This window comes from Phascolarctobacterium sp. (assembly GCF_045124115.1).
In the GTDB taxonomy this organism is placed as follows: domain Bacteria; phylum Bacillota; class Negativicutes; order Acidaminococcales; family Acidaminococcaceae; genus Phascolarctobacterium_A.
Window position 1 is genome coordinate 41100 of record NZ_JBGVLF010000047.1, and the last position, 24523, is coordinate 65622.

Annotated in this window: 25 protein-coding genes, 1 tRNA gene, 1 other RNA gene and 1 pseudogene; 26 read left to right on the forward strand and 2 right to left on the reverse strand. The window is 48.0% G+C overall.

Going from position 1 to position 24523, the window contains the following annotated elements:
* Positions 1-12: 12 nt before the first annotated feature.
* The 12 genes and pseudogenes from hisG to ACJMM4_RS07065 all read left to right on the forward strand — a co-directional run bounded on the left by hisG (position 13) and on the right by ACJMM4_RS07065 (position 9612).
* Positions 13-663, forward strand: a complete 651-nt coding sequence (gene hisG, locus ACJMM4_RS07010; RefSeq protein ID WP_405378251.1) for an ATP phosphoribosyltransferase — start codon at positions 13-15, stop codon at positions 661-663.
* 2 nt (positions 664-665) lie between these two features.
* On the forward strand, positions 666-2015 hold the full coding sequence (gene hisD / locus ACJMM4_RS07015) for a histidinol dehydrogenase (protein ID WP_405378249.1): 1350 nt from the start codon (positions 666-668) through the stop codon (positions 2013-2015).
* A 1-nt stretch (position 2016) separates the two neighbouring features.
* On the forward strand, positions 2017-3219 hold the full coding sequence (locus tag ACJMM4_RS07020; protein ID WP_405383747.1) for a pyridoxal phosphate-dependent aminotransferase: 1203 nt from the start codon (positions 2017-2019) through the stop codon (positions 3217-3219).
* Positions 3213-3800: an imidazoleglycerol-phosphate dehydratase HisB gene (gene hisB / locus ACJMM4_RS07025; protein ID WP_405383803.1), complete on the forward strand. Its 588-nt coding sequence runs from the start codon at positions 3213-3215 to the stop codon at positions 3798-3800. Before ACJMM4_RS07020 ends, hisB begins: the two co-directional genes overlap by 7 nt.
* Before the next feature lie 226 nt (positions 3801-4026).
* Positions 4027-4638: an imidazole glycerol phosphate synthase subunit HisH gene (gene hisH / locus ACJMM4_RS07030; protein WP_405383749.1), complete on the forward strand. Its 612-nt coding sequence runs from the start codon at positions 4027-4029 to the stop codon at positions 4636-4638.
* On the forward strand, positions 4635-5363 hold the full coding sequence (gene hisA / locus ACJMM4_RS07035) for a 1-(5-phosphoribosyl)-5-[(5-phosphoribosylamino)methylideneamino]imidazole-4-carboxamide isomerase (protein ID WP_405378243.1): 729 nt from the start codon (positions 4635-4637) through the stop codon (positions 5361-5363). The genes hisH and hisA overlap by 4 nt, the downstream gene beginning before the upstream one ends.
* Before the next feature lies 1 nt (position 5364).
* The gene (hisF, locus tag ACJMM4_RS07040) at positions 5365-6123 is read left to right on the forward strand and encodes an imidazole glycerol phosphate synthase subunit HisF (RefSeq protein WP_405378241.1); all 759 of its coding nucleotides are present in this window, start codon (positions 5365-5367) and stop codon (positions 6121-6123) included.
* A pseudogene (hisI, locus tag ACJMM4_RS07045) lies at positions 6123-6434 on the forward strand (phosphoribosyl-AMP cyclohydrolase); the annotation flags it as partial. The gene hisF and the pseudogene hisI, both read left to right, overlap by 1 nt.
* Before the next feature lie 263 nt (positions 6435-6697).
* Positions 6698-7267: a tryptophan transporter gene (locus tag ACJMM4_RS07050; protein WP_405378239.1), complete on the forward strand. Its 570-nt coding sequence runs from the start codon at positions 6698-6700 to the stop codon at positions 7265-7267.
* Positions 7267-8139, forward strand: coding sequence for an energy-coupling factor ABC transporter ATP-binding protein (locus tag ACJMM4_RS07055; protein WP_405378237.1), 873 nt, complete (start codon positions 7267-7269; stop codon positions 8137-8139). The genes ACJMM4_RS07050 and ACJMM4_RS07055 overlap by 1 nt, the downstream gene beginning before the upstream one ends.
* Positions 8139-8939 carry an energy-coupling factor ABC transporter ATP-binding protein gene (locus ACJMM4_RS07060; RefSeq protein ID WP_405378235.1) on the forward strand — a complete coding sequence of 267 codons (801 nt, stop codon included), beginning with the start codon at positions 8139-8141 and terminating at the stop codon, positions 8937-8939. The genes ACJMM4_RS07055 and ACJMM4_RS07060 overlap by 1 nt, the downstream gene beginning before the upstream one ends.
* 1 nt (position 8940) lies before the next feature.
* Positions 8941-9612 (forward strand): energy-coupling factor transporter transmembrane component T, encoded by a 672-nt coding sequence (locus ACJMM4_RS07065; RefSeq protein WP_405378232.1) that lies wholly within the window; start codon positions 8941-8943, stop codon positions 9610-9612.
* Between the two features lie 145 nt (positions 9613-9757).
* Here the strand turns inward: ACJMM4_RS07065 and ychF are convergent, their stop codons facing one another.
* Together ychF and ACJMM4_RS07075 are read right to left on the reverse strand one after the other, a co-directional pair.
* Positions 9758-10864: a redox-regulated ATPase YchF gene (ychF, locus tag ACJMM4_RS07070; RefSeq protein WP_405378230.1), complete on the reverse strand. Its 1107-nt coding sequence runs from the start codon at positions 10862-10864 to the stop codon at positions 9758-9760.
* 12 nt (positions 10865-10876) lie between these two features.
* Positions 10877-11587: a hypothetical protein gene (locus tag ACJMM4_RS07075; RefSeq protein ID WP_405378228.1), complete on the reverse strand. Its 711-nt coding sequence runs from the start codon at positions 11585-11587 to the stop codon at positions 10877-10879.
* Between the two features lie 206 nt (positions 11588-11793).
* Between ACJMM4_RS07075 and ACJMM4_RS07080 the strand changes: the two genes are divergently transcribed.
* From ACJMM4_RS07080 to ACJMM4_RS07145, 14 genes are all read left to right on the forward strand, one after another.
* Complete coding sequence (locus ACJMM4_RS07080; protein WP_405378225.1) at positions 11794-12636, forward strand: universal stress protein; 843 nt, start codon at positions 11794-11796, stop codon at positions 12634-12636.
* Between the two features lie 155 nt (positions 12637-12791).
* Positions 12792-12881, forward strand: a tRNA-Ser gene (locus ACJMM4_RS07085).
* Positions 12877-13058, forward strand: an RNA gene (ffs, locus tag ACJMM4_RS07090) — signal recognition particle sRNA large type. The genes ACJMM4_RS07085 and ffs overlap by 5 nt, the downstream gene beginning before the upstream one ends.
* A 99-nt stretch (positions 13059-13157) precedes the next feature.
* On the forward strand, positions 13158-15035 hold the full coding sequence (dnaX, locus tag ACJMM4_RS07095) for a DNA polymerase III subunit gamma/tau (RefSeq protein WP_405383751.1): 1878 nt from the start codon (positions 13158-13160) through the stop codon (positions 15033-15035).
* Between the two features lie 48 nt (positions 15036-15083).
* Positions 15084-15410, forward strand: coding sequence for a YbaB/EbfC family nucleoid-associated protein (locus tag ACJMM4_RS07100; RefSeq protein WP_405378221.1), 327 nt, complete (start codon positions 15084-15086; stop codon positions 15408-15410).
* Between the two features lies 1 nt (position 15411).
* The gene (recR, locus tag ACJMM4_RS07105) at positions 15412-16011 is read left to right on the forward strand and encodes a recombination mediator RecR (RefSeq protein ID WP_405378219.1); all 600 of its coding nucleotides are present in this window, start codon (positions 15412-15414) and stop codon (positions 16009-16011) included.
* 21 nt (positions 16012-16032) lie between these two features.
* A complete protein-coding gene (locus ACJMM4_RS07110) occupies positions 16033-16320 on the forward strand; it encodes a pro-sigmaK processing inhibitor BofA family protein (protein ID WP_405378217.1) in 288 nt (95 codons plus the stop codon).
* Positions 16321-16681: 361 nt separating this feature from the next.
* On the forward strand, positions 16682-17893 hold the full coding sequence (locus ACJMM4_RS07115; RefSeq protein WP_405378199.1) for a dicarboxylate/amino acid:cation symporter: 1212 nt from the start codon (positions 16682-16684) through the stop codon (positions 17891-17893).
* A 419-nt stretch (positions 17894-18312) separates the two neighbouring features.
* On the forward strand, positions 18313-18993 hold the full coding sequence (locus ACJMM4_RS07120; protein WP_405378197.1) for an NUDIX hydrolase: 681 nt from the start codon (positions 18313-18315) through the stop codon (positions 18991-18993).
* Positions 18990-20369 (forward strand): LCP family protein, encoded by a 1380-nt coding sequence (locus tag ACJMM4_RS07125; protein WP_405383753.1) that lies wholly within the window; start codon positions 18990-18992, stop codon positions 20367-20369. Before ACJMM4_RS07120 ends, ACJMM4_RS07125 begins: the two co-directional genes overlap by 4 nt.
* A gap of 256 nt (positions 20370-20625) precedes the next feature.
* Positions 20626-21486 carry a DegV family protein gene (locus ACJMM4_RS07130; protein WP_405383755.1) on the forward strand — a complete coding sequence of 287 codons (861 nt, stop codon included), beginning with the start codon at positions 20626-20628 and terminating at the stop codon, positions 21484-21486.
* A gap of 17 nt (positions 21487-21503) precedes the next feature.
* On the forward strand, positions 21504-23120 hold the full coding sequence (locus tag ACJMM4_RS07135; protein ID WP_405383757.1) for a DAK2 domain-containing protein: 1617 nt from the start codon (positions 21504-21506) through the stop codon (positions 23118-23120).
* Between the two features lie 6 nt (positions 23121-23126).
* On the forward strand, positions 23127-23558 hold the full coding sequence (locus ACJMM4_RS07140) for a Fur family transcriptional regulator (protein ID WP_405378189.1): 432 nt from the start codon (positions 23127-23129) through the stop codon (positions 23556-23558).
* 138 nt (positions 23559-23696) lie between these two features.
* Positions 23697-24506, forward strand: a complete 810-nt coding sequence (locus tag ACJMM4_RS07145) for an MBL fold metallo-hydrolase (RefSeq protein WP_405383759.1) — start codon at positions 23697-23699, stop codon at positions 24504-24506.
* The last annotated feature ends 17 nt before the right edge of the window (positions 24507-24523 follow it).

Here is a 24523-nt window from a genome sequence, read left to right on the forward strand (position 1 = left end):
AGGGTGAAGGAAATGGACGAATATATTACCATTGCCCTGCCTAAGGGCAAGCTTTTTAATAAATCTGTACGTCTGTTGGAAAAGGTTGGCTACAGTGCGGAAAACGTTACGGAGGATTCCCGCAAGCTGGTCATCAGCAACGAGGAAACCAAGGTGCGTTTTATCATCGCCAAGACGGTGGATGTACCTACCTATGTAGAATACGGTGCTGCAGACATCGGCATTATTGGTAAAGATGTGCTGTTGGAGCAGGAAAAAGATGTTGTAGAACTGCTGGACCTTGGCTTTGGCCGTTGCCGTCTGATGATGGCGGTGCCGGAGGCTAAGCGCCGGGAAAAACTGACTGATTACGCCCACCTGCGGGTAGCAACGAAATACCCAAACTGCGCTAAAGCGTACTTCAACAAATTGGGCATTCAGACAGAAATAGTCAAACTGAATGGTTCCATCGAACTGGGGCCTATTGTGGGACTCAGCGAAATGATTGTAGATATTGTAGAAACAGGGCGAACCCTGAAAGAAAATAAATTGGCGGAGGTGGATTCCATCTTTACCGCTACGGCCCGCTTGATTGCCAACAGAGCTAGCTTCAAGCTGAAGTTTGCCCGTTTGCGCAAATTGGTGGAAGATTTACGTGTTGTTTTAAATGAGGAGGCAAAATAAAAATGCAGGTTACTGACGCAAGAGAGATGAACGCGGTAGAGATTGCCGCTTTAATGCAAAAGAAAACGTTTGATGAAGTGGAACTTTCCCCACGTATCCAAGCAGGTACGGATGCTATGTTCGGCCGCCACATGACTGCGGCCCAAGTAGTAGAGCAGATTGTGGCAGACGTGCGTGCAGAAGGCGATGCTAAGCTGTTTTATTACACTAAGTTGATTGATAGAGTAGAGCTGAATGCCGACAACATCCGTGTTACCGAGGAAGAATTTGCTGAGGCAGAAGCTATTGTGAAGCCGGAAGTAAAGGCTGCTTTGGAGCGTGCTATCGCCAATGTTATGAAGTTCCATGAGGAGCAAATGCCCAAAACATGGCTCACCAATCGTCCCTTTGGCTCCATGCTAGGACAAAAGGTTACGCCTGTCGATTCCGTAGGCATCTATGTTCCAGGCGGTACTGCTGCTTATCCTTCTTCCGTCATGATGAACGCCTGCCCTGCCAAGGTTGCCGGCGTGCCTCGCATTGTTATGGCTGTGCCTCCCGGAAAGGATGGCAAAGTCAACGCCAATGTTTTAGTAACTGCCAAACTGATCGGCGTAACGGAAATCTACAAAATGGGCGGTGCTCAAGCTATTGCTGCTTTAGCTTTCGGCACAGCAACGGTGCCCAAGGTAGAAAAAATCACCGGTCCTGGCAATATCTTCGTAACCCTTGCTAAAAAAGCAGTTATCGGTCATGTGGATATTGATATGCTGGCAGGTCCCAGTGAAATTTTAGTCATTGCCGATGATAGCGCCAAACCGGAATATTTGGCTGCCGATTTGCTGAGCCAAGCAGAACACGATCCTTTGGCCTGCGCTATCCTAGTAACGGACAGCGAACGCGTGGCTAAGGCTGTGGCAGAGGAAATCGAAGTACAGCTGGACAAGCTGCCCCGTAAGGAAATAGCAGGTACCAGCCTGGCGCAAGCAGGCAAGATTATCCTGGCTAAAGATATGGACACGGTTATTGAAATGGCAAATCTGAGTGCTCCCGAGCACATGGAGATTATGACTAAGGCTCCCTTTGAGGTTCTGCCCTACATCCGCAATGCAGGCGCCATCTTCCTGGGACAATACAGTCCTGAACCTTTGGGCGACTACTACGCAGGTCCCAATCACGTCCTGCCCACCGGCGGTACTGCTAAGTTCTATTCCGTGCTGAATGTAGAAACCTTTATGAAGAAGACCAGCATTATTTCCTACACAGCTCCTGCTCTTTATGCAGCTGCTGACGATATTATCACTTTGGCTGAGGCTGAAGGCTTGACTGCTCATGCCAACGCTATCCGCCAACGTGTGGGCAAGGAGTATTAAGATGGCTGATTTTAGTGTACGTAAAAGTATTGAACGGATGGAGGAATATTCCGTAGAAACGGTGGCAGCGGACATTATTGTCAATGCTAACGAAAGCAATTATCCCATGCCTGAGGAAATTGCCAAGAGCATTGCTGCCCGCACTGCCCGCTTTCCTTTTAACCGTTATCCGCCGATGAAAAGCGAAAATCTGGCTCAAGTAATTGCTGACGAGCTGGAAGTAGATATGGATTGCGTCAAGATTGGCAATGGTTCCAGCGAACTTTTGGAAAAAGCCTGCTATGTTTTTGGCGGGCCCGGGAAGAAGATTGCCGTGCCTTGGCCGTCTTTCTCCATGTATGGTGAATATGCAGATTTAAGCGACAGCGAGGCTGTGCGCTATCCTCTGACGGAGGATGGCTACGTAGATGCGGACAGCGTTATTGCTTTCTGCAAGGAGCAGCAGCCTGCTTTGCTGATTGTCTGCAATCCCAATAATCCCACTGGCAATTATAATCCTTTGGTGGTGATGGAAAAAATTATTGCTAATGTGGACTGCCCTGTAATCATGGACGAGGCGTATATGGAATTTGCCGATGGCAAGGACGTGCCTCCTAATGATATGCGTCCTTTGAACAAGCTGTGGCTGGTGGCAGGCTCTACTTTGAGCCTGTTAGGCAAGTATAGCAACTTTATGGTATTCCGCACCTTCTCTAAGGCTTATGGATTGGCAGGTATGCGCTGCGGCTACGCTGTAGGCGCTTTGGGCTTGGTACGCCAGTTGGGTAAAGCCATCCTGCCTTATTCTGTGAACGCTTTTACTTTGATGGTTGCTAAAACATTGTATGAAAATAAACTGCTCTACAAGCAGCAGGTGAAGACGATTCGTGAAGAGCGGGATAAAATGGCAGCCTATATGGCAAATTTGGGCTTCCGCGTTTGGCCTACTGCTACCAACTTTGTTATGCTGCGGGCAGAGGGCGCACTGATGGAGCAGTTGACTGCGGCCTATGCTGCTAAGTACGGTGATGATTTGCCCAAACAGGCAGCCAGCGGCAAGCTGATTTTCAAGTATTATTTGGAAAACAGCATTTTGGTGCGTGACTTTACCAGCCATCCGGTGCTGACAGGTGCTTTACGCATTACTGTAGGTACTCCGGAAGAAAATAAACAGATTTTAAGCAAGCTTACCGAATTAGTTGTGGCTACAGGAGGTAAATTATGAGAAAGGGCAGCGTAGAACGCAAAACCTTAGAAACAGGTGTCAGTGTGGACTGGTGCTTGGATGGCAGCGGTCTTTGCGACATCAGTACGGGCATTGGCTTTTTTGACCACATGCTGACTCTGCTTGCCAAGCACAGCTTTAGCGATTTGACAGTACAGGCTACAGGGGATCTTGATGTGGACAGCCACCATACGGTGGAGGATTGTGGTATTGTGCTGGGGCAGGCGCTGAAGGAAGCTATTGGTGATAAGGCAGGTATTCATCGTTATGGCAACTGCTTTTTGCCCATGGATGAAGCTTTGGTGCAGGTGTGTTTAGATTTTAGTGGTCGTCCCTATCTTGTTTTTGCTGCCGATATCCCCAAGGTGCAACTAGGCATCTACGATGCGGAGATGACGGAGGAGTTTTTCCGTGCGGTAGCTATGGCGGCAGGGCTCACTTTGCATATCCGCGTGCTTTATGGCAAGAACACCCATCATATTATCGAAGCTATTTTCAAGGGCTTTGCTAGGGCGTTGGCGGAGGCAGTGGCTATGGACCCGCGGGTGCATGGGGTGATGTCTAGCAAGGGTGCTTTGTAAATGCAACATAGTAAGTAAATATCGCAGAAAGCTGCCACTTGTTCACGTGCAATTTCTTAACGCTCATTGCGTGCAGTACAATAACGAAGCTGCGGGGTGCAATTTGATTGTGGTGAAATTTAGTATAGAGAACCCTTGCGTCTATTGTACTAGGCACTTATGAGCTAAAATTGCAATGTTCTCGTCGTGGCAGTATTCCTGCTTGGTATTACTAAGGAGTACGTTGATGAGTAATAAAATTACTATTATAGATTACGGCATGGGCAATCTGTACAGTGTGTGCAATGCTATTAAGGCTGTAGGCGGTGAGCCTGTGGTTACAGGTGATAAGAATGTCATCGCTGCAGCGGAAAAGATTATTCTGCCCGGTGTAGGCGCTTTTGGCGATTGTATGGCTAATTTGGAAAAGAGCGGTCTGATTCCCACCATTATGGAGGCTTTGAATAGCGGTAAGCCCTTTTTAGGCATTTGCTTAGGGATGCAGGTGCTGTTTGAGGGTAGTGACGAAGCACCGGGCGTGCAAGGGTTGGGCTTTTTCCAAGGGCAGGTCAAGTATCTGACTACGGATTACAAGATTCCTCATATGGGATGGAATAAGCTACGGTTGGGAGCGTCTTCTCCTTTACTGCAGGAGGCAGAAGGACAGTATGTGTACTTCGTCCACAGTTTCCACTGTGTACCTGAGGATAAGGGCATTATTACAGCAACCTGCGACTACGGGATGGAGGTAACTGCTTCCGTAGGTCGTGGTAATGTGCAAGGTTTTCAATTTCATCCGGAAAAATCCAGCACTGTGGGCCTTGGCCTGCTGCGTGCATTTAAGGAGTGGCAACCATGATTATATATCCTGCAATAGATATCCGTGGCGGACGTTGCGTGCGTCTGACAGAAGGGCGCTTTGATGCGGAAACAGTTTTTGCTGATGACCCGGCGGAGATGGCTTTGAAGTGGGCTGGAATGGGGGCTGAATGGCTCCATTTGGTAGATCTTGACGGTGCACTGGCGGGGGAAGGGAAAAACCTGCCTGTTATCAAACGCATTTTGGAGTGCGTAAAGATTCCTGTACAGCTTGGTGGTGGGATTCGCAATATGGCGGCTATTGATAAGCTGTTGGAGCTGGGCGTAACCCGTGTGATTTTGGGCAGTGCTGCCGTAAAAAATCCTGCTTTAGTAGAAGAAGCCTGCAAGAAATATCCCGGACATATTGCTGTGGGCATTGATGCTAAGAACGGCGATGTAGCTATTGAAGGCTGGGGTCAGGGTAGTGGTGTTGCTGCAGTGGAACTAGCGAAAAAGATGGCTGTTTATGGCGTGGATAAGATTATCTTTACAGACATCAGTCGTGACGGTATGCTTAGCGGTGTTAATGCGGAAGCGACTGCTGCTTTGGCAAAAGCTTGCGGCGTGCCTGTTATTGCCAGCGGTGGCGTGGCCTCCTTGGATGATATCCGTAATCTGCAAAAAGTGGCTGAGGACGGTATCGCCGGCTGTATTATCGGCAAGGCTATTTATACAGGCGCTGTGGATTTACAGGACGCATTGGCTTTAGCCAAGGAGGGTTAGGATGCTGACGAAAAGAATTATACCTTGCTTGGATGTAAAAGAGGGCAGAGTGGTAAAAGGGACCAATTTCGTAGGCCTGCGTGATGCAGGGGACCCTGTAGAGCGTGCTGCTGCCTACGATATGGAAGGTGCCGATGAGTTGGTTTTCCTTGATATTACCGCTACTTTTGAAGAACGTAAGGCGATGCTGGACGTAATTCGTAAAACTGCAGCCAAGGTATTTATGCCCTTGACTGTAGGCGGCGGTATTAGCAGTGTGGAGGATATCCGTAACGCTCTTTTGGCAGGTGCGGATAAAACTTCTTTAAACTCCGCTGCTGTGAAAAATCCCCAGCTGATTGCCGATGGTGCCCGTATTTTTGGCAATCAGTGCATTGTGCTTGCCATTGATGCCCGCCGCGTAGGCGAAAATAAATGGGAGGTCTACGTGCAGGGCGGTCGCAAGCCTACGGGTATTGATGCTGTGGAGTGGGCGAAGCAGGGCGTAGCCTTGGGTGCAGGGGAAATCCTGCTGACCAGCATGGATGCTGATGGTACTAAGAATGGCTATGATATTCCTTTGACTAAAGCCATTAGCAGTGCGGTCAATGTGCCTGTTATTGCCAGCGGCGGTGCAGGCAAGCTGGAAGACTTTTACGAAGTGCTGACGGAAGGTGGCGCTGATGCAGTGTTGGCTGCTTCCGTTTTCCACTACAAGACTTTTACGATCCAACAGGTGAAGGAGTACCTGCGTTCTCGCGGAATCGAGGTAAGACTGTAATGGCTTTTGATGTTTCCATAATTAAATTTGATGCGCAAGGCTTGGTGCCGGCAGTGGTGCAGGATGTAAAGACAAATGCTGTAGTGATGTTGGCATATATGAATAAAGAGTCCTTGGAGCTGACGCTGAAAACAGGCTACACCTGGTTTTGGAGCCGCAGCCGCCAAGAGTTGTGGAACAAGGGCGCTACCAGCGGCAACCTGCAGAAAGTAATTGAGCTGTACTATGACTGTGATGCAGATGCTGTTTTAGTGAAAGCGGAGCTAAACGGACCTGCCTGCCACACAGGCAATTATAGCTGCTTCTTTAACAAGGTGGTATAAATTGTATTATGCAGATTCGCCCTCTGTGCTGCTTTATGTGGCAGGAGGGCGGTCACTTTCCTGAAGCGATGTTGAATTTAGGATAAAATAAAGTAGACTTTAGATTTTCCTAAAAATTATGAAACTGTCAACGAAGAAGATAACGGAAGTAGATATTTTTATTTGGCTAAAGACTACATAAATGATATAATAAATGCATCTATACTTTGGAGAGGGATATAGCTTTCTCCCGTACAAAAGAGGTGTTTGTGATGAATGAAAATAAGCCTGTGCCGCAGCTAATTGAAATCGAACCCATGCAGGATGGTTATCGTTGGGTAGCGATTACGGCTATGCTGCTAGCTATTGGCATTATCCTGCATACAGTTAGCCCTAACGTGGGCGGCGTAACTCCTAACTGGACCATCGCCATGTATTCCATTGTTATCAATTTGACACGTCCTAAGCTGAGCCAAGCCATCGGCATTGGCTTCATCGCCGGTTTGACCTTGGTGCCTTCTTCCAAGTCTGCCTTTCCTTTGGGCAATGTAGCCAGCGAGGTAGCAGGTGCAACTGTATGCTGCCTGTTGATCAAGGCTATGTTTGCTGTAGGTATGGGCGATTGGAAGCTGCGTCCTTTAGTAACCGGCTTTTTGGCAACCTGCGCCAGCGGCGGCCTGTTTACCTTTATTTTGAAGATTGTTTTAGGCTTGCCTTTGCACGTATGGATTTATGCCATGCTGCCCGTTGTTGCTATTATCGGCGTGCTTAACGGCTTGATTACCTTCTTCCTGTTCGCACCTGTGCGCAGGTTATTCTTTGTACAGGAGGGCGGTAAATAATGGAGCACGTAATTAAAGTTAAAGACTTTTATTTTGCTTATAAGTCTTCTCCCAATCTGGTGTTGCAAGATATTAATCTGGAGATTAAAAAAGGTAGCTTTACAGCCATTACCGGTCCTAGCGGTGCCGGCAAAACTACCTTATGTAAAGCCTTGACCGGCATTGTGCCTTACTACATGGGCGGCCGTTACAGCGGTGATGTGGAAATCCATGGCGAAAGCACTAAGGGCAAGCGTGTTTCCGACATTGCTATGCGCGTAGGCTTTATTATGGAGGACTACGAAAGCCAGCTTGTTTCCCTCACTGCAGGGGAAGAAATTGCCTTCGCTTTGCTCAACCACGGCTTTGCTCCTGCAGAGATTGCGGAGCGTACCGCCCGCGCTTTGGAGGACGTAGGTCTGCCCGGACGCGAAAGCTATCAACTGGACGAACTGAGCGGCGGCCAGCGCCAACGTTTGCTGTTGGCAGCTACTTTGGCCGTGCATCCGGAGATTATCGTTTTGGACGAGCCTGTGTCTGCTATGGACCCGGACGGTGCCCAATCCTTGTATAAACTTGTTTATGATATTCATCAGCGCTATGGCACTACTATTGTTGCGGTAGAGCACCGCATGGATTATCTGCTGCCCTATGTGACGGATATGGTGGTGCTGAAGGAAGGCAGACTAATAGCTGCAGATGCTTACGAAAGCGCTGCTCCCAAAATGTACGAAGACCCTGCTTTGCGACCTTTGCTGCCTACCTTGTGGCAGGTTAAGTTAGGCTTGGAAGAAAAGCTGTCTATAGATTTGGGAGATTGGCGCTGTGAGCAGGATGCGCTCAGCGATTTTAAGACCTACGGTATTGTGGCTAGAGAAGGGAGGGCTGACTGATGCTGGAGGCTAAGGATGTGAATTTTGCCTACCTGCGTGGGCAGCCTGTTATCAACGATATGGAGTGCCGTATTGAAGATGGCGAATTTGTGGCGCTTTTAGGTCATAACGGCAGTGGCAAGACTACTTTGAGCCGTTTGTTTATGGCACTCTGCCACCCCCGTAGCGGGCAGATCCTTGTGGATGGCGAAGATATTGTTAAATGCGAGCCTGCAGATTTGGCAGATAAGATTGGTTATGTTTTCCAAAACCCAGATCTGCAGATTTTGGAAGATACTGTTTTTGACGAAGTGGCTTATGGTCCGCGTGCTAAAAAGCTGACGGAAGAAACCATTACTCGCCAAACTTTGGAAGCCTTGGAAGCTATGGGCTTAATGGAGTTGAAGGATGAATATCCCCGTCTGCTTTCCTTCGGGCAAAAGCGTCGTTTAGGTGTAGCTGCGGCTTTGGCGCTGAATCCGCGTACTTTGATTTTAGACGAAATTACCAATGGTCAGGATGCGTTGGAAAAGGAAAACATGATGGCTTATTTGCAAGCTATTAACGAAAAACGCGGCATTACCATTGTGCTGATTTCCCATGATATGGACATTGTCCGCCGTTATGCTAAGCGTGCAGTGGTGCTCCATAGCGGTCGCAAGGTGTTCGATGGTACGCCCAAAGAGCTGTTTAACGGTACTCATCCGGTAGAACGCTGGGGGCTGCGTCGTCCTACAGTTTCTTCCTTGGCAAGTGCTTTGGGTGTAGAAGCTGCTACAGCCCAAGAACTGGTAGATGCAGTAGTAAGGGAGGCTGAGTAAGATGAAATTGACAGCCTTTACCCAAATTATTGTGACTTTGGCGATTACTGCTTGGGTGTTCATCCTGCCTGTGGAGGCAGTAGCGACGATTTTAGTGTTGGAACTGGCGCTTCTGCTCTACATCAAGCATGACCGCATGACTATGGCGGCTATTGGCGGTCTGGCAGTGTTCACTGGCATGATGGTACTGTTGCAGCTGCTTTTCGGCACACCGCTGGACACTTCCCTCATCGGTGGTCTGCGGATGCTGGTTATGACTATGGCGTTTTTGTGCCTTTTGGCTGCCACACGTATCCAAGATATTGCTAAAGCTTTGGTGGATCGTTTTCATATGCCCTGCGAATATGCTTTTATGCTGACTACAGCGTTGCGCTTTGTGCCCAACTTTTTGACGGATAGCGAAATTACCCTTGATGCCCAAAGCTGCAGAGGCTACTCCAACCGTGGCAATATCATCAAACGCTTTTTGGCATATTTGGTAGTAATTCGTCCGCTGGTTATGCGTGCGGTGGCTAAGTCCGAGACTTTGGCGCTGTCCATGGAATTGAAAGGTTTTGGCGGTAATACTTATAAGAATATGCCATCCGAGCCCTTGGGCTTTGCAGATTTTGTAGTGCTGCTTCTGACTGCGGTCCTCAGTACGTATCCTTTCTGGATTAAATATTTGGGCTAAACTTTATATGGCAAGATTAAACCCTCGCACTGTGCTTCGGTACGGCGCGAGGGTTTTGTGTTTCCGCTTTATGCACAACAAAAAACAGGCACAACCGCAGTTATGCCTGTTTTGAAAACTTATATTATGTGGCTGAGTGAAGGGATTAGACGTTAAAACGGAACTCAACTACGTCGCCGTCCTGCATAACGTAGTCTTTGCCTTCCAAGCGAACCAAGCCTTTGTCGCGGGCTGCAGCTTTGCTACCGCAAGCCACCAGGTCATCGTAGGAAACGATCTCCGCACGGATGAAGCCGCGTTCGAAGTCGGTGTGGATTTTGCCTGCTGCTTGGGGGGCTTTGGTATTTTGCTTAATGGTCCAAGCACGGGATTCAATTTCGCCTGCGGTGAGAAAGGTCATGAGGCCCAGCAGTTTGAAACCTGCTTTAATCAAGCGGTCCAGACCGGTTTCTTCCAAACCTGCCATAGCCAAGAATTCAGCAGCTTCTGCGTCATCCAGCTCTGCAATTTCGCTTTCCATTTTAGCGGAAACAACGATAACTTCTGCGCCTTCTTCGGCAGCGTATTTCTCTACAGCTTGTACGTATTTGTTATCGCTGTAGTCAGCAACTTCACCTTCGGCTACGTTAGCAACGTACAGGGTGGGTTTCATGGTGAGCAGGTGCAGTTCGCCCAAGAACTCTACTTCTTCATCGGACAGACCTAAGCGGCGTGCAGGAACTGCATCGCCCAAACCAGCCATAACTTTTTCCAGCACAGCTTGTTCCAGCTTAACCTTCTTGTCACCGGTTTTAGCCAGTTTTACAAGACGCTCTTGGCGTTTTTCTACAGTTTCCATATCTGCCAAGCACAGTTCGGTGCTGATGATTTCAATATCGCGAATAGGATCGATGCTGCCTTCTACGTGGGTGATGTTGCCGTCTTCAAAGCAACGTACTACTTGGGCTACAGCGTCAACTTCGCGGATGTGAGCCAAGAACTTATTGCCCAAGCCTTCGCCTTTAGAAGCGCCTTTTACCAAACCTGCAATATCTACAAAACGCATAGCTGCGGGAACGATTTTGCGGGATTTGAACATTTCACTTAAAACATCAAGACGTTTGTCAGGAACATCTACTACACCAACATTAGGTTCGATGGTGCAGAAAGGGTAGTTGGCTGCTTCGGCGCCAGCCTTGGTAATAGCGTTGAACAGGGTGCTTTTGCCTACGTTAGGCAAACCTACAATACCTACTTCTAAGTTTGTACTCAAATTAATCTCTCCTTATTTTCTGTTTGCTCTTTCCAGCAAACGGTTTGCATAGTTACGCATAGCGGGATCGGCAACCTGCTTGAAATCTGCAGGCGGCAGAGCAAAGGCTGCTTCGTCCACTACGTTGGAAACTTCTACTACGTGGAACATAGGCAGGTAGCTAGCTTCGTAGCCCTTCCAATTTTCAGTATCTTTTTCATAGTAGAATTTCAAATTGCTTTCGCCTTTGGTCATCTTGTCGTAATCATAACCGGTAGCAACGTCATTGCCTGCTTCGGGACGATTATTGAACCAAGTAATCATAGTTTCTGCAAAAGCAACGCTCATGCCGGGCAGCTCAGGCACGCGGTCATAAGATTTGTGGGCGTAGTCAATGGAGTACCAGTAACCGTCGCGGCAGAAGCTGACAACGTCTTTAATAACCTTGCCGTCGCCGTCGGTAGTGGTAATGCGTTCAGCATTGATGCCATTGGCTTCATTATATTCTGTACGATTAGTGCGTTTTTGTTGAGCAGTTGTCAGTTTGGCATAAGCTTCGCGGGTCAGCACTTCCCGCATATCGATGGTTTGAGTAACCACCAGATGTACAGGGTGCTTATCGCTGTTTAAGGTTTGACCAAGCAGTTTGATGGTGCGTTGGCCGGGGTTGTAAGCCAAAGCAACTGCGGCGCACATAATGGTAAAGATAAAGGTTAACATTAAAACCAATAAGGATTTGCGCATGTAATTCACCTCGTTTTAGATTATATATAGCTATTATAACACGAGAAAGCTTAATTTACCTAAGTTTTTTCTGTCGAAATAGGGAGGAAGGCAAAAAAGATAGCAGTAAGTATAGCAGGATTTTTGCAATTTGTGGCGAAATACACCTATGATATATATTTTCGGGTGTGCCTGTGGCAAAAATGCCCGGATTAAGGAGCAGATAAATGAGCACATTCACCAAGGTCCTGTTGGCAACGGATTTGTCGCCTCAGGCCGATAAGCTGACTGAGTGTCTGTTTAGCTTATGCCCCGATACGGAAACAGAAGTGGTTGTGGCGCACGTTTTCGAAGATGATGATGACGCCGACCCTGACGGTAGCAACTATAAAAAAGCGCGCAGCCGTTTAGAGGGCTATAAAAGTGATATAGAGCAAGCAGGCTATGAAGAAATTTCCATTGTAACGCCCCAAGGGGACACTAGCCAAACATTGAATGCGTTGGCTGACGAGCATGACGCTGATCTGATGCTGGTTGCCTCACACCGCAAGGGCTTTTTGCAGCGTGCCTTGATGGGCAGTACTACCTTTGAGTTGGCTCGTGCCACCAATATTCCTTTGTTGATTAACAAGGATGAGGAAGACGAGTCCACCGATGATTTGCTGGCTACAGTGATGCTGCCTACGGATTTTTCCCGTAAGTCCTTAGAAGCGTTGAATATTATCCGTAGCCTACGGGAATACGTGGGCAAGGTAATTTTTGTCCATGTTATTGAACATAGCCGCAACAAACATGATTATAAGGAAAAATATGGCAGTGCTATGCTCTTTTTAAAAGAGTTGGTGGATGAGATGAAGATTTTCGGCATTGAAGCTGATTATCGGATTGCCCATGGCGTTGCTTCTAAAAAGATTCGCGCTATCTGCGAGCGTGACAACGTAAGCTTGGTAATGATGGCGAAGACCGGTGCCGATATGACTAATGGCGAGGAACTGGGCAGCACAGCGGAGAACGTAGTGCTGAACTGCGACTGTGCCGTAATGTTAGTGCCTGCAGATGACGATGATTAAGTTTTGTTAGCGAAGGAGGCGTAGCAGTGCTGCGCCTCTAAAAAAATATAAAATTTTTTACAAAAAGTGCTTGACTTTGTTGCCTCAAGCCAGTATAATAATATTCGCAGTTGTTTTACTGCGTAAAATTGAAAATTACCTAAGTTTTCAACCTTGGAGAGATGACCGAGTGGTTGAAGGTGCACGCCTGGAAAGCGTGTGTACGGGATACCGTACCGAGGGTTCGAATCCCTCTCTCTCCGCCATTAAAAATCGGCCGCGCATGCGGCTTTTTTATTACTTCTCTGTAGGACCGTAGATTTGGGTCCTGCGCAATGGGAGCCTGTGAACCAGGTCAGGTCCGGAAGGAAGCAGCCTTAAGCGGATACTTTCATGTGCCGTGGGGGTGCCCAGGTTTGCGGCCCTACAGGGAAGCAATAGCGCGCTGAGCGAATGCTCAGCGTTTTTTTTATTCTTGCGGCTTTAGGCTGAATATACTATAATAACTATGTATATACTTTTCATGGAAGGGAGCAGGGCTTATGGCTTATGTGGCATTGTACCGCCAATGGCGGCCTCGTAATTTTGATACGTTGGTAGGACAGCAGGCGGTCAAGACTGCACTGACTAATGCACTGACTAGCGGTAGGATTGCTCACGCTTATTTGTTTGCAGGACCCCGCGGCACAGGCAAGACTAGTACGGCCCGCATTTTAGCTAAGGCTTTGAACTGCGAACATGGTCCTACACCCGTACCATGCGATGCATGCGACAATTGCAAGCGCATTGCCGAAGGAACTTCCATGGACGTGTTTGAAATCGATGCTGCGTCCAACCGCGGTATCGATGAAATAAAAGCACTGCGCGACCAGTTAGCCTTTACACCGGTGGATTGCCGGTACAAGGTTTATATTATCGACGAAGTGCATATGCTGACTACAGAAGCTTTTAATGCTTTGCTAAAAACTTTGGAGGAACCGCCTGCCCACGTAATCTTCATTTTGGCAACTACGGACCCTCATAAGATTCCTGCGACCATCCATTCCCGTTGCCAGCGCTTTGACTTCCGCAGGGTGACGGTGGAGGAAATAACTGCCCATTTGGCGATGGTTGCTAAAGGCAGCGGCATTACTGCTGACGAAGAGGCGTTGCGTTTGATTGCTGTGCAGTCCGAAGGCGGTATGCGTGATGCTTTGAGCCTTCTCGACCAATGCGGCGTTATGGATAAACAGGTTACTGCTGCTACCGTACGGCAGGTGCTGGGCATTGTCGGCCGTGATGCTTTACGGGAGCTGGTAGCAGCTATCGGTCGTAAAGATGCGGCAGTGGCACTGGCTCAACTGGAGCAGCTCCTTGCCCAAGGTAAGGACCCGCGCCAAGTTTTGGTAGAGTTAGCGGAATATTTGCGGGCGTTGCTTTTGTATCAGGCTGTGCCTGGATATAATGAAGTATATTTGACAGATACGGAAGAACAGCTTCATGCTTTAGCGCCTTTCTTTGGTCGTGATCGCCTAATGGCAGCGGAAGAAAGACTGCACGCAGCTTTGCAGGAGCTCAAGGGTACTATGCGTGCTAGAATTACGGCGGAACTGTGCCTGTTGGATTTATGCCGCATGGAAGGTAGTACGCTGGCGTCCTTGCTGGCGCGTGTAGAGCAGCTGGAACGTCAGTTGGCGCAAGGAGTGCCTGCTGTAGCAGTACCTGCAGTTAATGTGCAACCTGTAGCAGCACAAGTCGCCCCTCAACCAAAACCTGCTCCGCCAAAGCCTGTTATTCCCCAAGATAAATTATATGATGGTCCTGATTATTTCGGACCGGAAGAGGAAGATGCGCCTTCTGCGGATGAGCTGTCCAATTTGAGCGCTGCACCTCCTGCTGTGCAGCAGCCTGCGGTTGTTTCTCAGCCTGTTGCTGCACTTAAACCTAAATCTGCGCCTATCGCACATCCTGCGGTAGCAAGCAAGCCTGTGGCTGCACCCGCTCCTAAAGCAGTAGCTAATGAGAAAACTGTCGAGGAGTTTGGTGGCGACATTGCTGCCGGCGAAGATTTTTGGCAGCAGACTTTGGAATTGGTGCGTTCCGAAAAGAAGATGTCCATGCATTCCTGTGCTAAGGCAGGGCGTGTCTGCAGTTTTGATAATGATGTGCTGACTGTAGCTTATAAAGCAGCTTTTATTGCCGGCAGAATGAGCAAGGACGATTACCGCGGCTATTTTGAAGAAATTTTGTTGCGTTTGGCTCGTCGTCCTATCCGTTTGCAGTGTATTGCAGAAAGCGAAGTGCAGAAGGCAGCGCCGAAAAAGGCGGCAGTTAAGGCTGAACCTGCAGCGCCTGCGCCCTCTCCTGTGGCGGAGAGCGCATTGCCCGATAATTTACGCAAGGCAATGAATGTTTTAGGCGGTACCATAACTAAGGTATAAATTAAATTTATATATAATTATTTTTGATATTTAAGGAGGATTTTAATTATGTTTCCTGGTGGCATGGGTAATATGCAAGCAATGATGAAAAAGGTTCAAAAAATGCAAGCTGATATGGCTAAAATGCAAGAAGACCTGAAAAAACGTACTGTCGAGACTTCTGTTGGCGGCGGTGCTGTAACCGTAGTAGTTAGCGGTAAAAAAGAACTGCAATCCATTAAAATCAAACCGGAAGCTGTTGACCCGGATGATATGGAAATGCTGGAGGATATGATCCTGACCGCTGTGAACGATGCTATGAAGCAAATCGACGAAATGACTGAAAAAGAAATGGCTAAAGTTACCGGCGGTATGAAGCTGCCCGGCATGTTCTAAAATGGCAAGGATGATCAGGCCTTTGGCTAATCTTTACGAGCAGCTGCGCCGTTTGCCCGGCGTAGGCTCGAAGACTGCCATGCGCCTGGCCTACCATATTATTGATATGCCTGAAGGCGAGGTGCGGCAGCTGGCTTCCGCGCTCATGGGAGCGAAGGACAGCATTCATTACTGCACCCGCTGCTTCAATCTCACTGACGGAGATTTGTGCAGCGTCTGCGCCGATAGTGCTAGGGACCGCCACACCATCTGTGTGGTGGAGCAGCCTCAGGATATTGCGGCTATGGAGCGCAGCCACGGCTATAATGGCTTGTACCATGTGCTGCACGGGGTGCTTTCTCCTTTGGACGGTATCGGTCCTGATAAGCTGCGCATTCGCGAGCTCTTCCTGCGTTTGCAGCAGGAAGATATCAGCGAGATTATTATCGCTACTAATTCCGATGTGGAGGGCGAAGCTACTGCCACTTATCTGGCGCAGCTTTTAAAACCTGTCGGGATTACAGTGAGCCGCATTGCCCACGGTCTGCCTATGGGCGGCGATTTGGAATATGCGGACGAGGTCACCTTATCCAAAGCTTTGGAAAATAGGCGGGCCATGTAAGAAAGGGATGACATTTTCATAATGGCAACATTAGATGGTCTGGCAGCTAGTGCCGGCCTAGGACCCCTTGGCTCTTTAGGGCCGATGGTGGTGGGCGTGGTGCTGCTGCTTTTGGTAGTGAAGCTTTTATCCATGCCTTTCAAACTGGTGTGGAACGGTATTTGCGGTGCAGCGTTGCTGTGGATTGTTAACTTCTTGGGCTCCTTTGTGGGCTTTACCTTGAAGATTACGGTTATCAAAGCGTTGATTGCAGGGTTCTTCGGTATTCCCGGTGCCGTTGCCGTAATTCTGTTTGAACTTTTTGGTTAAACTTATATGTAAGAGGTTGGGACACAACGTATAGTCATGTCACCATATCCCGACTCACGTGCGATTTCTTAACGCTCATTTCGTGCAGAATCACGACGAAGATTCGCGGCCGATCTTGTTCGCAAAACAAGTTATTATTCGGTTCGCTTCACTTCGGTGATTCTAAGCACTCATGAGCTAAAATCGCAATGATTCGTCTTGGATATGGCAACAATGACTATTAGGGTTCCGACCTCTTTTTGTTTACAAAACAAGTATACTTGTATACATTTCCTTTATACTGTATACAATCTGACTTTTTATAAATCCTCTGATATAATGAGTTTAAGATTTTTTCACATTTTATTAGGGGGTTGTTTCTATGAACTTGTCTACAAAAATTTTAATCGGCTTAGCCCTCGGTATTATCGCCGGCTTAGAACTGGGCGCTGAAGGCGCAGGCTTTGCTAAAGCTTGGATTGGACCTTTGGGCACCATCTTCATGAACATGATCAAGATGGTAATCGTTCCCTTGGTATTCTCCAGCTTGGTTATTGGTGTTTGCAGCTTGGGCGACATTAAAAAGGTTGGCCGTATTGGTGTAAAAACCGTTGCTTGGTACCTGGGCACAACTGCATTCGCTATCGTTATCGGTTTAGCAATCGGTACCATCATGCAACCGGGCGCTGGTTTGTCCATGCCTGTTGAAAGCGCTAAGGTGGCAGCAAAATCTGCTCCTCCCATCATGAAGGTTATCATCGACATTTTCCCGACTAACCCGCTGCAAGCAATGGTTAAGGCTAACATGCTGCAAATCATCGTCTTCGCACTGTTCACCGGCGTTGGCATCACTGCTGTTGGTGAAAAAGCTGACTACCTGAAACACACCATTGATGGTTTGGCAGAAGTTTCTTACAAAATCGTTGGTATGATCATGGCAGTTGCTCCTGTCGGCGTATTCGGCTTGATTACTCCTGTAGTTGCTGCTAACGGTCCTGCAGTTCTGCTGCCCTTGCTGAAGGTTGTAGTCGCAGTTTACCTGAGCTGCCTGCTCCATGCAGTGTTCGTATACGGCGCTTTGCTGAAATTTGTTGGCGGTACCGATGTAGTCAAATTCTTCAAAGGTATTGCTCCTGCATCCCTGATGGCATTCAGCTCCTGCTCCTCCGGCGGCACCCTGCCCTTGACCATGAGCTGCGCTCAAAAAATGGGCGTATCTAAAGAGGTTTCTTCCTTCGTTCTGCCCTTGGGTGCTACCATTAACATGGACGGCACCGCTGCTTACCAAGGCGTATGCGCACTGTTTATTGCCCAACTGTACGGCATTGAACTGACAGGCGCTCAATACTTCACCATCATCGTAACCGGTACTTTGGCTTCCATCGGTACTGCAGGTGTTCCCGGTGCTGGCTTCATCATGCTGACCATGATTCTGACCTCTCTGGGTCTGCCTTTGGAAGGTTCCGCGCTGATTGCAGGTATCGACCGTATTCTGGATATGCCTCGTACTTCTGTTAACATCACCGGTGACGCTACTGTTGCTTACTTGGTTGACAAGAGCGAAAGAGCTAACCAACAAGAACCTCTGTACTAAGAGCGCAGCTAACTAAACATTGTCTTTCCCTGGCGTCGCTCCGCGTTTTGCGGACGGCGCCTTCTTTATTATGCTCCGGAGTAAAGCCTATTCGTTCTACCTATTAGCGGATCTTTTTCCGTCATTCTGCGTCTAAAATATTTTGACGTAGCTCTGCTACGCCTGCAATATTTTTTCCTTGTCTGACGAAAAAATCTCTCGCTAATAGTACGAACTCACACGGCTTTACTCCTACGCGGTTTTATAAAATTTATTGGAAGTATTAGAAACGATTATCATAAATAGCAGCGAATAATTTTTGCGGTTGAGTGGTTGAAATCATGTCCTTAATTTATAGTTTGAAATTTTTTCACTTGTCAAAGGGAACAAGATGGAGTTTAATGGTATAATAAAAGAAAAGCGTGTTGAGGTATACGTTTATGACTAAGCTGGATAAGTTGCAACAGGTTATATATGAGCGTCTGCACAGGCGGTCTGCTGGTATTGATAAGTTGGACCGTTTGTGGGAGGCGGCAGTGCTGCTGCCTTTGGTGGAAACAGCAGAGGGCATCGCGGTGCTTTTTGAAGAACGCGCCCATAGCCTGCGCCGTCAACCGGGGCAGATTTGTTTCCCCGGAGGTAAGGTGGAGTGCGCTGATGCGGACTTTGCTGCCACTGCAGTGCGGGAAACCTGCGAAGAATTAGGGTTGCAGCCTGAAGATATCATTCTTTGCGGTGAGCTGGACAGCTTAGTTACCCACATGGGGCCCATTATTCATCCTTTTGTTGGCTTGATCAAGGACACGAGCAAGATTAGCTACAGTCCCAGCGAAGTGGAACAGGTCTTTACGGTGCCCTTAAAGGAACTGCTGGCTATGGAACCACAGCGCTGCTCTATGCAGTTGGCGGACCATCCCGGGGAGGACTTTCCTTTTGATTTAGTGCCGGACAGGATGAAAGGCTGGCGCAAGCACAAGGAGTATTACGTATATTTTTACAAATATAAGGACCATGTAATATGGGGCCTGACAGCCAGAATGCTTTATGGTTTTCTCTATCGAGGACGCAAAGAGCTGGAAGCATTCTTGCAGGCTGACGCTAGAGAGGATATGGTGGAATGAGAAGTATTTTTGAAGCAAAAATTTTAATGATTGTCGCAGCTGTATGTGCAGTTGCTTATATGCTGTTCGGCTATCTGAATCCGGAGAAGGGTATGGATAATCTGGCACCTTCCGACCGCTTGAATATGAAGAAAAACATTGTGGTCTTAGGCGTGGATGAACGTGCGGAAGAACACGATGTAGGCCGTAGCGATACCCTTTTTGTGGTTATGTTTGATACTGATAAGAAGGCAGCTTCCTTGCTGTCCATTCCCCGTGATACCAGAGTGCGCATTAAAGGTCATGGTTGGGACAAGATCAACCATGCCTACGCTTATGGCGGACGCGAGCTTACCCAAAATACAGTGGAAGAGCTTTTGGGCATCCATATTAATAACTACGTTATGGTAGACTTTAAAGGCTTCAAAGGTCTTGTAGATGCTATCGGCGGTGTGGATATTGATGTAGAAAAAGATATGTACTACCACGATACTTGGGATGGTTTTAAAATTGACTTAAAGAAAGGCAGACAGCATTTGGACGGGCAGACCGCTATCCAATATGTGCGCTATCGTGACGAGGAAGGCGATATCGGCCGTATCCGCCGCCAACAGCATTTTATTATGGCGGTATACGAACGCATTACTTCTGCTAATATGCTGCTACATATTCCCGGTCTGGCTAAACAGCTGACCAATATGGTGAAGACGGACCTACCCTTGAGCGATATGGTGGACTTGGGCAGAGCGCTGCACTCCATGGTTAAGGAAAAAGGCTTGGCTATGGCTACTGTGCCCGGTACTCCTGAATATATTGACGGCATTAGCTATTGGTTGCCGGATATTACGGACTTGCGCGAGCAGATGGTAAAGATGCAGGGCGCTACTATGACCGACCGCTACAAATCTGCGGCGGAACTGATGGAGCAGGAGTATACTGCTGCTGTGGAAAAAGCTAAGAGCGGCGATGACAGCGCCGAAAATAAAGAAGCTGTAAAAGAAGAAAAAGAACAGCTGGAAAAGAAAAAAGAAGCTGAAGCAAAAGCAGGTAAAGTAAGCAAGGATGCGAAAGATGATAAAGATGCTAAAGCTGGCAAAGCAGACCAGACCGCGGAAGTGAAAAAGTCCGCAGGTACTACGGTAGTACGCCTTGTCAACTGCAGCGGCAGCAAAACTGCCGGTGCTGATGCAGCTGCGCGTCTGCGTAGTGCAGGGTTCACCGTTATTAGCGGTGGCAGTGGCGAAGTGGTAGCGCAGACTACGGTTATTTCTACCACTAACAATGGTGCTGTGGTAGGTCGCTTGTCCAATGTGCCCTTCTCTCATAAGCTGCGTATTAGCCGCGATGGTGCTGCTGATTGCGATGGCGTCATTATGTTAGGCGCAGATTATAAATAAATTGTTAGAAAAATTACAAAAAAGACTTGCATTTTGTATACAAATTTGTTATACTAAGACTATCAAAACAGCCCCTCATTTGGCCCTTCTTCGTAAGGGCTTTTTTTTTTGCTATTTTTAGATTTTCGTGGAAAAATCCTACTGTAGAGCAGGAATATGTAGCAAAAGTTTTCAGAATATGTTAAAATATAATATAATTAGAATACGTGTAATTATTTTTGATTAATAGATTAAATTAAAATTTTAGGAGGCACTTATGCGTGACGAAATACATGTTGTAGTGGACAGCATCGCCATTTCCGGCGAGACTCCCTTGAAGGATGATTCCCGCTGTCATGAACTACGTTTGATTGCCCGCCATGGCAAGGAAGAATGGCGTGACGGCGAACGTTCTTTGGAAGAGTTGTTCGCTATGGTGGAAAAGGACAGCACCCTGCCGGGAACATCCCAACCGCCCATTGGCGAAATTCTGCAGCTGTTTACAAGCTTGGTACAGGACGGTAAAAAGGTACTGATGGTTTGTGTAGACAGCATTCTGAGTGGGACCTTCCAAACCTGCTGCGTTGCGGCTCAACAGGTTATGGATGAAAATAAAGGTGCGGATATCCGCGTTGTGGACGGCAGAACTGCTGCCTGCCCTTTAAGCGGCGTGGCTATGGCTGTGCTGGAAAAGGTGGATGCAGGTGTTACGGATATGGACGAGCTGGAAAACTATGCTAAGGACCTTGTAGCTCGTACGGAAACCTATTTTACCGTGTCTACTTTGGATTATTTGCAAAAAGGCGGACGCATTGGCGCCGTAGGCGCCTTGGTTGGCAATATTTTGGGGGTAAGGCCTGTTATCCATTTGGATAGAGAAGGGCGTTTGATGATTGCCGATAAGGTGCGTACCCGCAAGAAAATTTTAAAGAGAATTATCGAGCTTGCCTGCTCCCATGGGCCTGTAGAAGCAATTTACGTGGCCCATGCGGTGGTTCCTGATGAAGCGGAAATGCTGCGTCAGCAAATGCAGGAAGCATATCCCGGTGTGCCGATTATCGTAACCAGCATTGGTACCGTATTGGCAGCTCACTTGGGGCCGGGCTGTATTGGCGTGTTCGTGCGCCGTAAAGCCTGAAGGAAAGGTGTGGATAGATGGTGGAAGTTAAGGAGATAACCGGTAAGCAGGTCAAAGACATGCTTTTAGGTGCCTATCATAGCTTTGAGAAAAATTTTGAAGCAATCAATGATTTAAATGTTTTCCCTGTACCCGATGGTGATACAGGTACCAATATGATGCATACTATGGCCTCTGTAGCTAGGGAGCTGAGCGCTATGAGCGATACTGCGGAAGCAGGCGAAGTTGGCGCAGCTGCTGCCCGCAGCGCCATTATGGGTGCAAGAGGCAATTCCGGCGTAATTTTGTCCCAACTGCTGCGTGGCATCGGTAAGGGCGTAGCCGGGAAAAAGACTTTGAATAATACGGAAATCGGTAAGGCTTTCCAATTCGGTATTCTTTATGCTTATAGAAGCGTTTCCAAACCGGTGGAAGGCACGATTCTGACTGTTGCCAGAGGTATGGCTAAAGGTACTTACCAGGCCATCCGTACTGCCAATGTAAGCTTGGAAGACGTGTTGCTACAGGCTATTGCCAGCGGTAAGGAAGAATTGGCGAAGACACCGGATATGCTGCCTGCTTTGAAGGCGGCAGGTGTAGTTGATGCCGGCGGCCAAGGCTTAATTGCCTTCTTCGAAGGCTGTTTGGCAGGCTTGCGCGGCCAAGATTGCCAAGTACTGCCTGTTACTGCAGGTAAGGCGACGGCTCGTATTACTAATACTGCGGAACCTTTAGATTTGGAATTCCCTTATTGCACGGAGTTCATCGTCAAAGGCGCCAATGTTGATAAAAAGACTGTTAGCGAAGCCTTGCAGGGCTTTGGTAACTCTATGATCGTGGCAGTGGTAGAGGATATTGTGAAGGTGCATATCCATACCAAGCATCCCGGTGATGCGCTGAATGCTGCCCAACAGTGGGGCACTCTCCACGACATTAAAATTGAAAATATGCGGGATCAACATGAAAACCGCCTGTTTACTGCGGAAGATATTCAACCGGTTAAACATGGTGTGGGCGTGCTGAGCGTGGCTGCCGGGGATGGCATTGCCAAGATTATGCACGAAATGGGCGCTGCCGAGATTATCAGCGGCGGCCAGAGCATGAACCCGCCTGTAGAGGATTTTGTACAGGCTATTGAAAACGGTACTTGCGAAGAATATGTAATCCTGCCTAATAATAAAAATATTATCCTAGCTGCAGAGCAGGTACGCAAGCTGTTGGGCAATTCCAAGGTTTCCTTTGTGCCCAGCACCAATATGGCGCAAGGTTTGGCTGCTTTGCTGCGTTTTGACGCTACCAAGAGCTTGGATGAAAATACCGTGGTCATGACTAAGGAAGCCAAAGAAGCCAATGGTGGCAGCGTTACCGTTGCTGTACGCGATAGCGTGGTTAATGGGCTGGAGGTTCACGAAGGTGATTACCTGGGTATTTTAAATGACAAAATCGTCTGCACCGGCAGCAGTATTGCCCAAGTGTTGGAGCAAATGCTGGCGGATGTCGATTATGAATTGATTAGCATGTACTACGGTGCAGATTTGACCGCAGATGATGCAGAGGAACTGGCCGAAGTTGTCGGCGCGATGAATGATGATTGGGAAGTGGAAACCTATTACGGGGGTCAACCATTGTACCCCATACTTTTAGCAATGGAGTGATGAAGCATGCTTACTAGCCAGGAGCTGACTGCAATTCTCCGGGATAACGGCTATAAAGTTACGCCCCAACGCTTGGCTGTATACGAGGCGTTGGCGGATGAAACATGGCATCCCAATGCGGAAATGCTTTATAACAAGCTGCAGCCCCGTTTTCCGGCGATGAGCTTTGCCACAGTTTACAAGACTGTGGAAATTTTGCATGATATTAAGGTTATCCAGATTCTGAACACCGGTGAGGATAGCTATCGCTATGACGCCAATGTGGAAGAACATTACCACCTGCGTTGTCTGCAGTGCGGTGCTGTTGATGATGCCACGATGGATGAAACAGCGAAGCAGCAATTAACCCAGCTGGTGGAATCCCAAAGCGGTTATGAAATTAGCGGCAGGCAGTTTTATTTCTATGGTATCTGCCCCAAATGCCGTAAGATCCATTAACCAAAAACTTAGGCGCACCGGTAGCACGGTGCGCTTTTTTTGTAGCAGAATTTTTACGGAAACGCCACAATAATGTAATATTTTTTCGTGGCGGATTTGTTATAATAAATACGATAAAATGATAGGAGTGTCCTGATTTTGTCTAAGGATTTTCAAGTAGTGATGTTGGCTAGCGGTAGCAAGGGGAACTCTGCCCTGATTAGCACGGATAGCCAACGCTTTTTGGTGGACATAGGCTTGAGCTGCAGGGAACTAGTAAAGCGCCTCCACGAAGCGGGCGCCAGCCCCAAAGAATTGGAGGGTGTGTTCATTACCCATGAGCATATTGACCATGTAAAAGGCTTAGTAACTTTTGCTAAAAATTATGATGTTCCTATTTACGCAAGCGAAGGAACCTTTCGTTTTTTATTTAACAAATATGGTAAGTTGGAACGGCGCAACTGCCGTTTGACGGGGCCCTCCATGCTGTGTGGTGATGTGCGTGTGGATGCTTTTGCCATCCCCCACGACGCAGTGCAGCCCCAGGGCTATAGCTTTACTTGGAAAAGCGCAGGGAGCAAATGTACCTACATTACTGATACAGGCTTTGTGACGCCTTTAGTCAATGAGGCAGCCAAGGACAGCGATGTCCTAGTGCTGGAAGCCAACCATGATGTGGAGATGTTAAAAAATGGCAGCTATCCCTACGATTTGAAGCAACGTATTTTGGGGACTAGGGGCCATCTTGCTAATGTAACAGCGGGGCAGTTCCTGTTGACCATGCCTAAACTGCCCAAACAGGTTATCTTGGCGCATTTAAGCCAGCAGAACAATACACCGAAGCTGGCTTATGAAACTGTAAAGCATATACTGGAGCAAAAAGGACGCTTGCAGGAAACGGAACTGATTGTAGCAGCTCAGGACCATCCTGTAGCCAATGAAGCGGTATTAATGCCGCGCTTGTATTGATTTTACGAGGAGTGAGA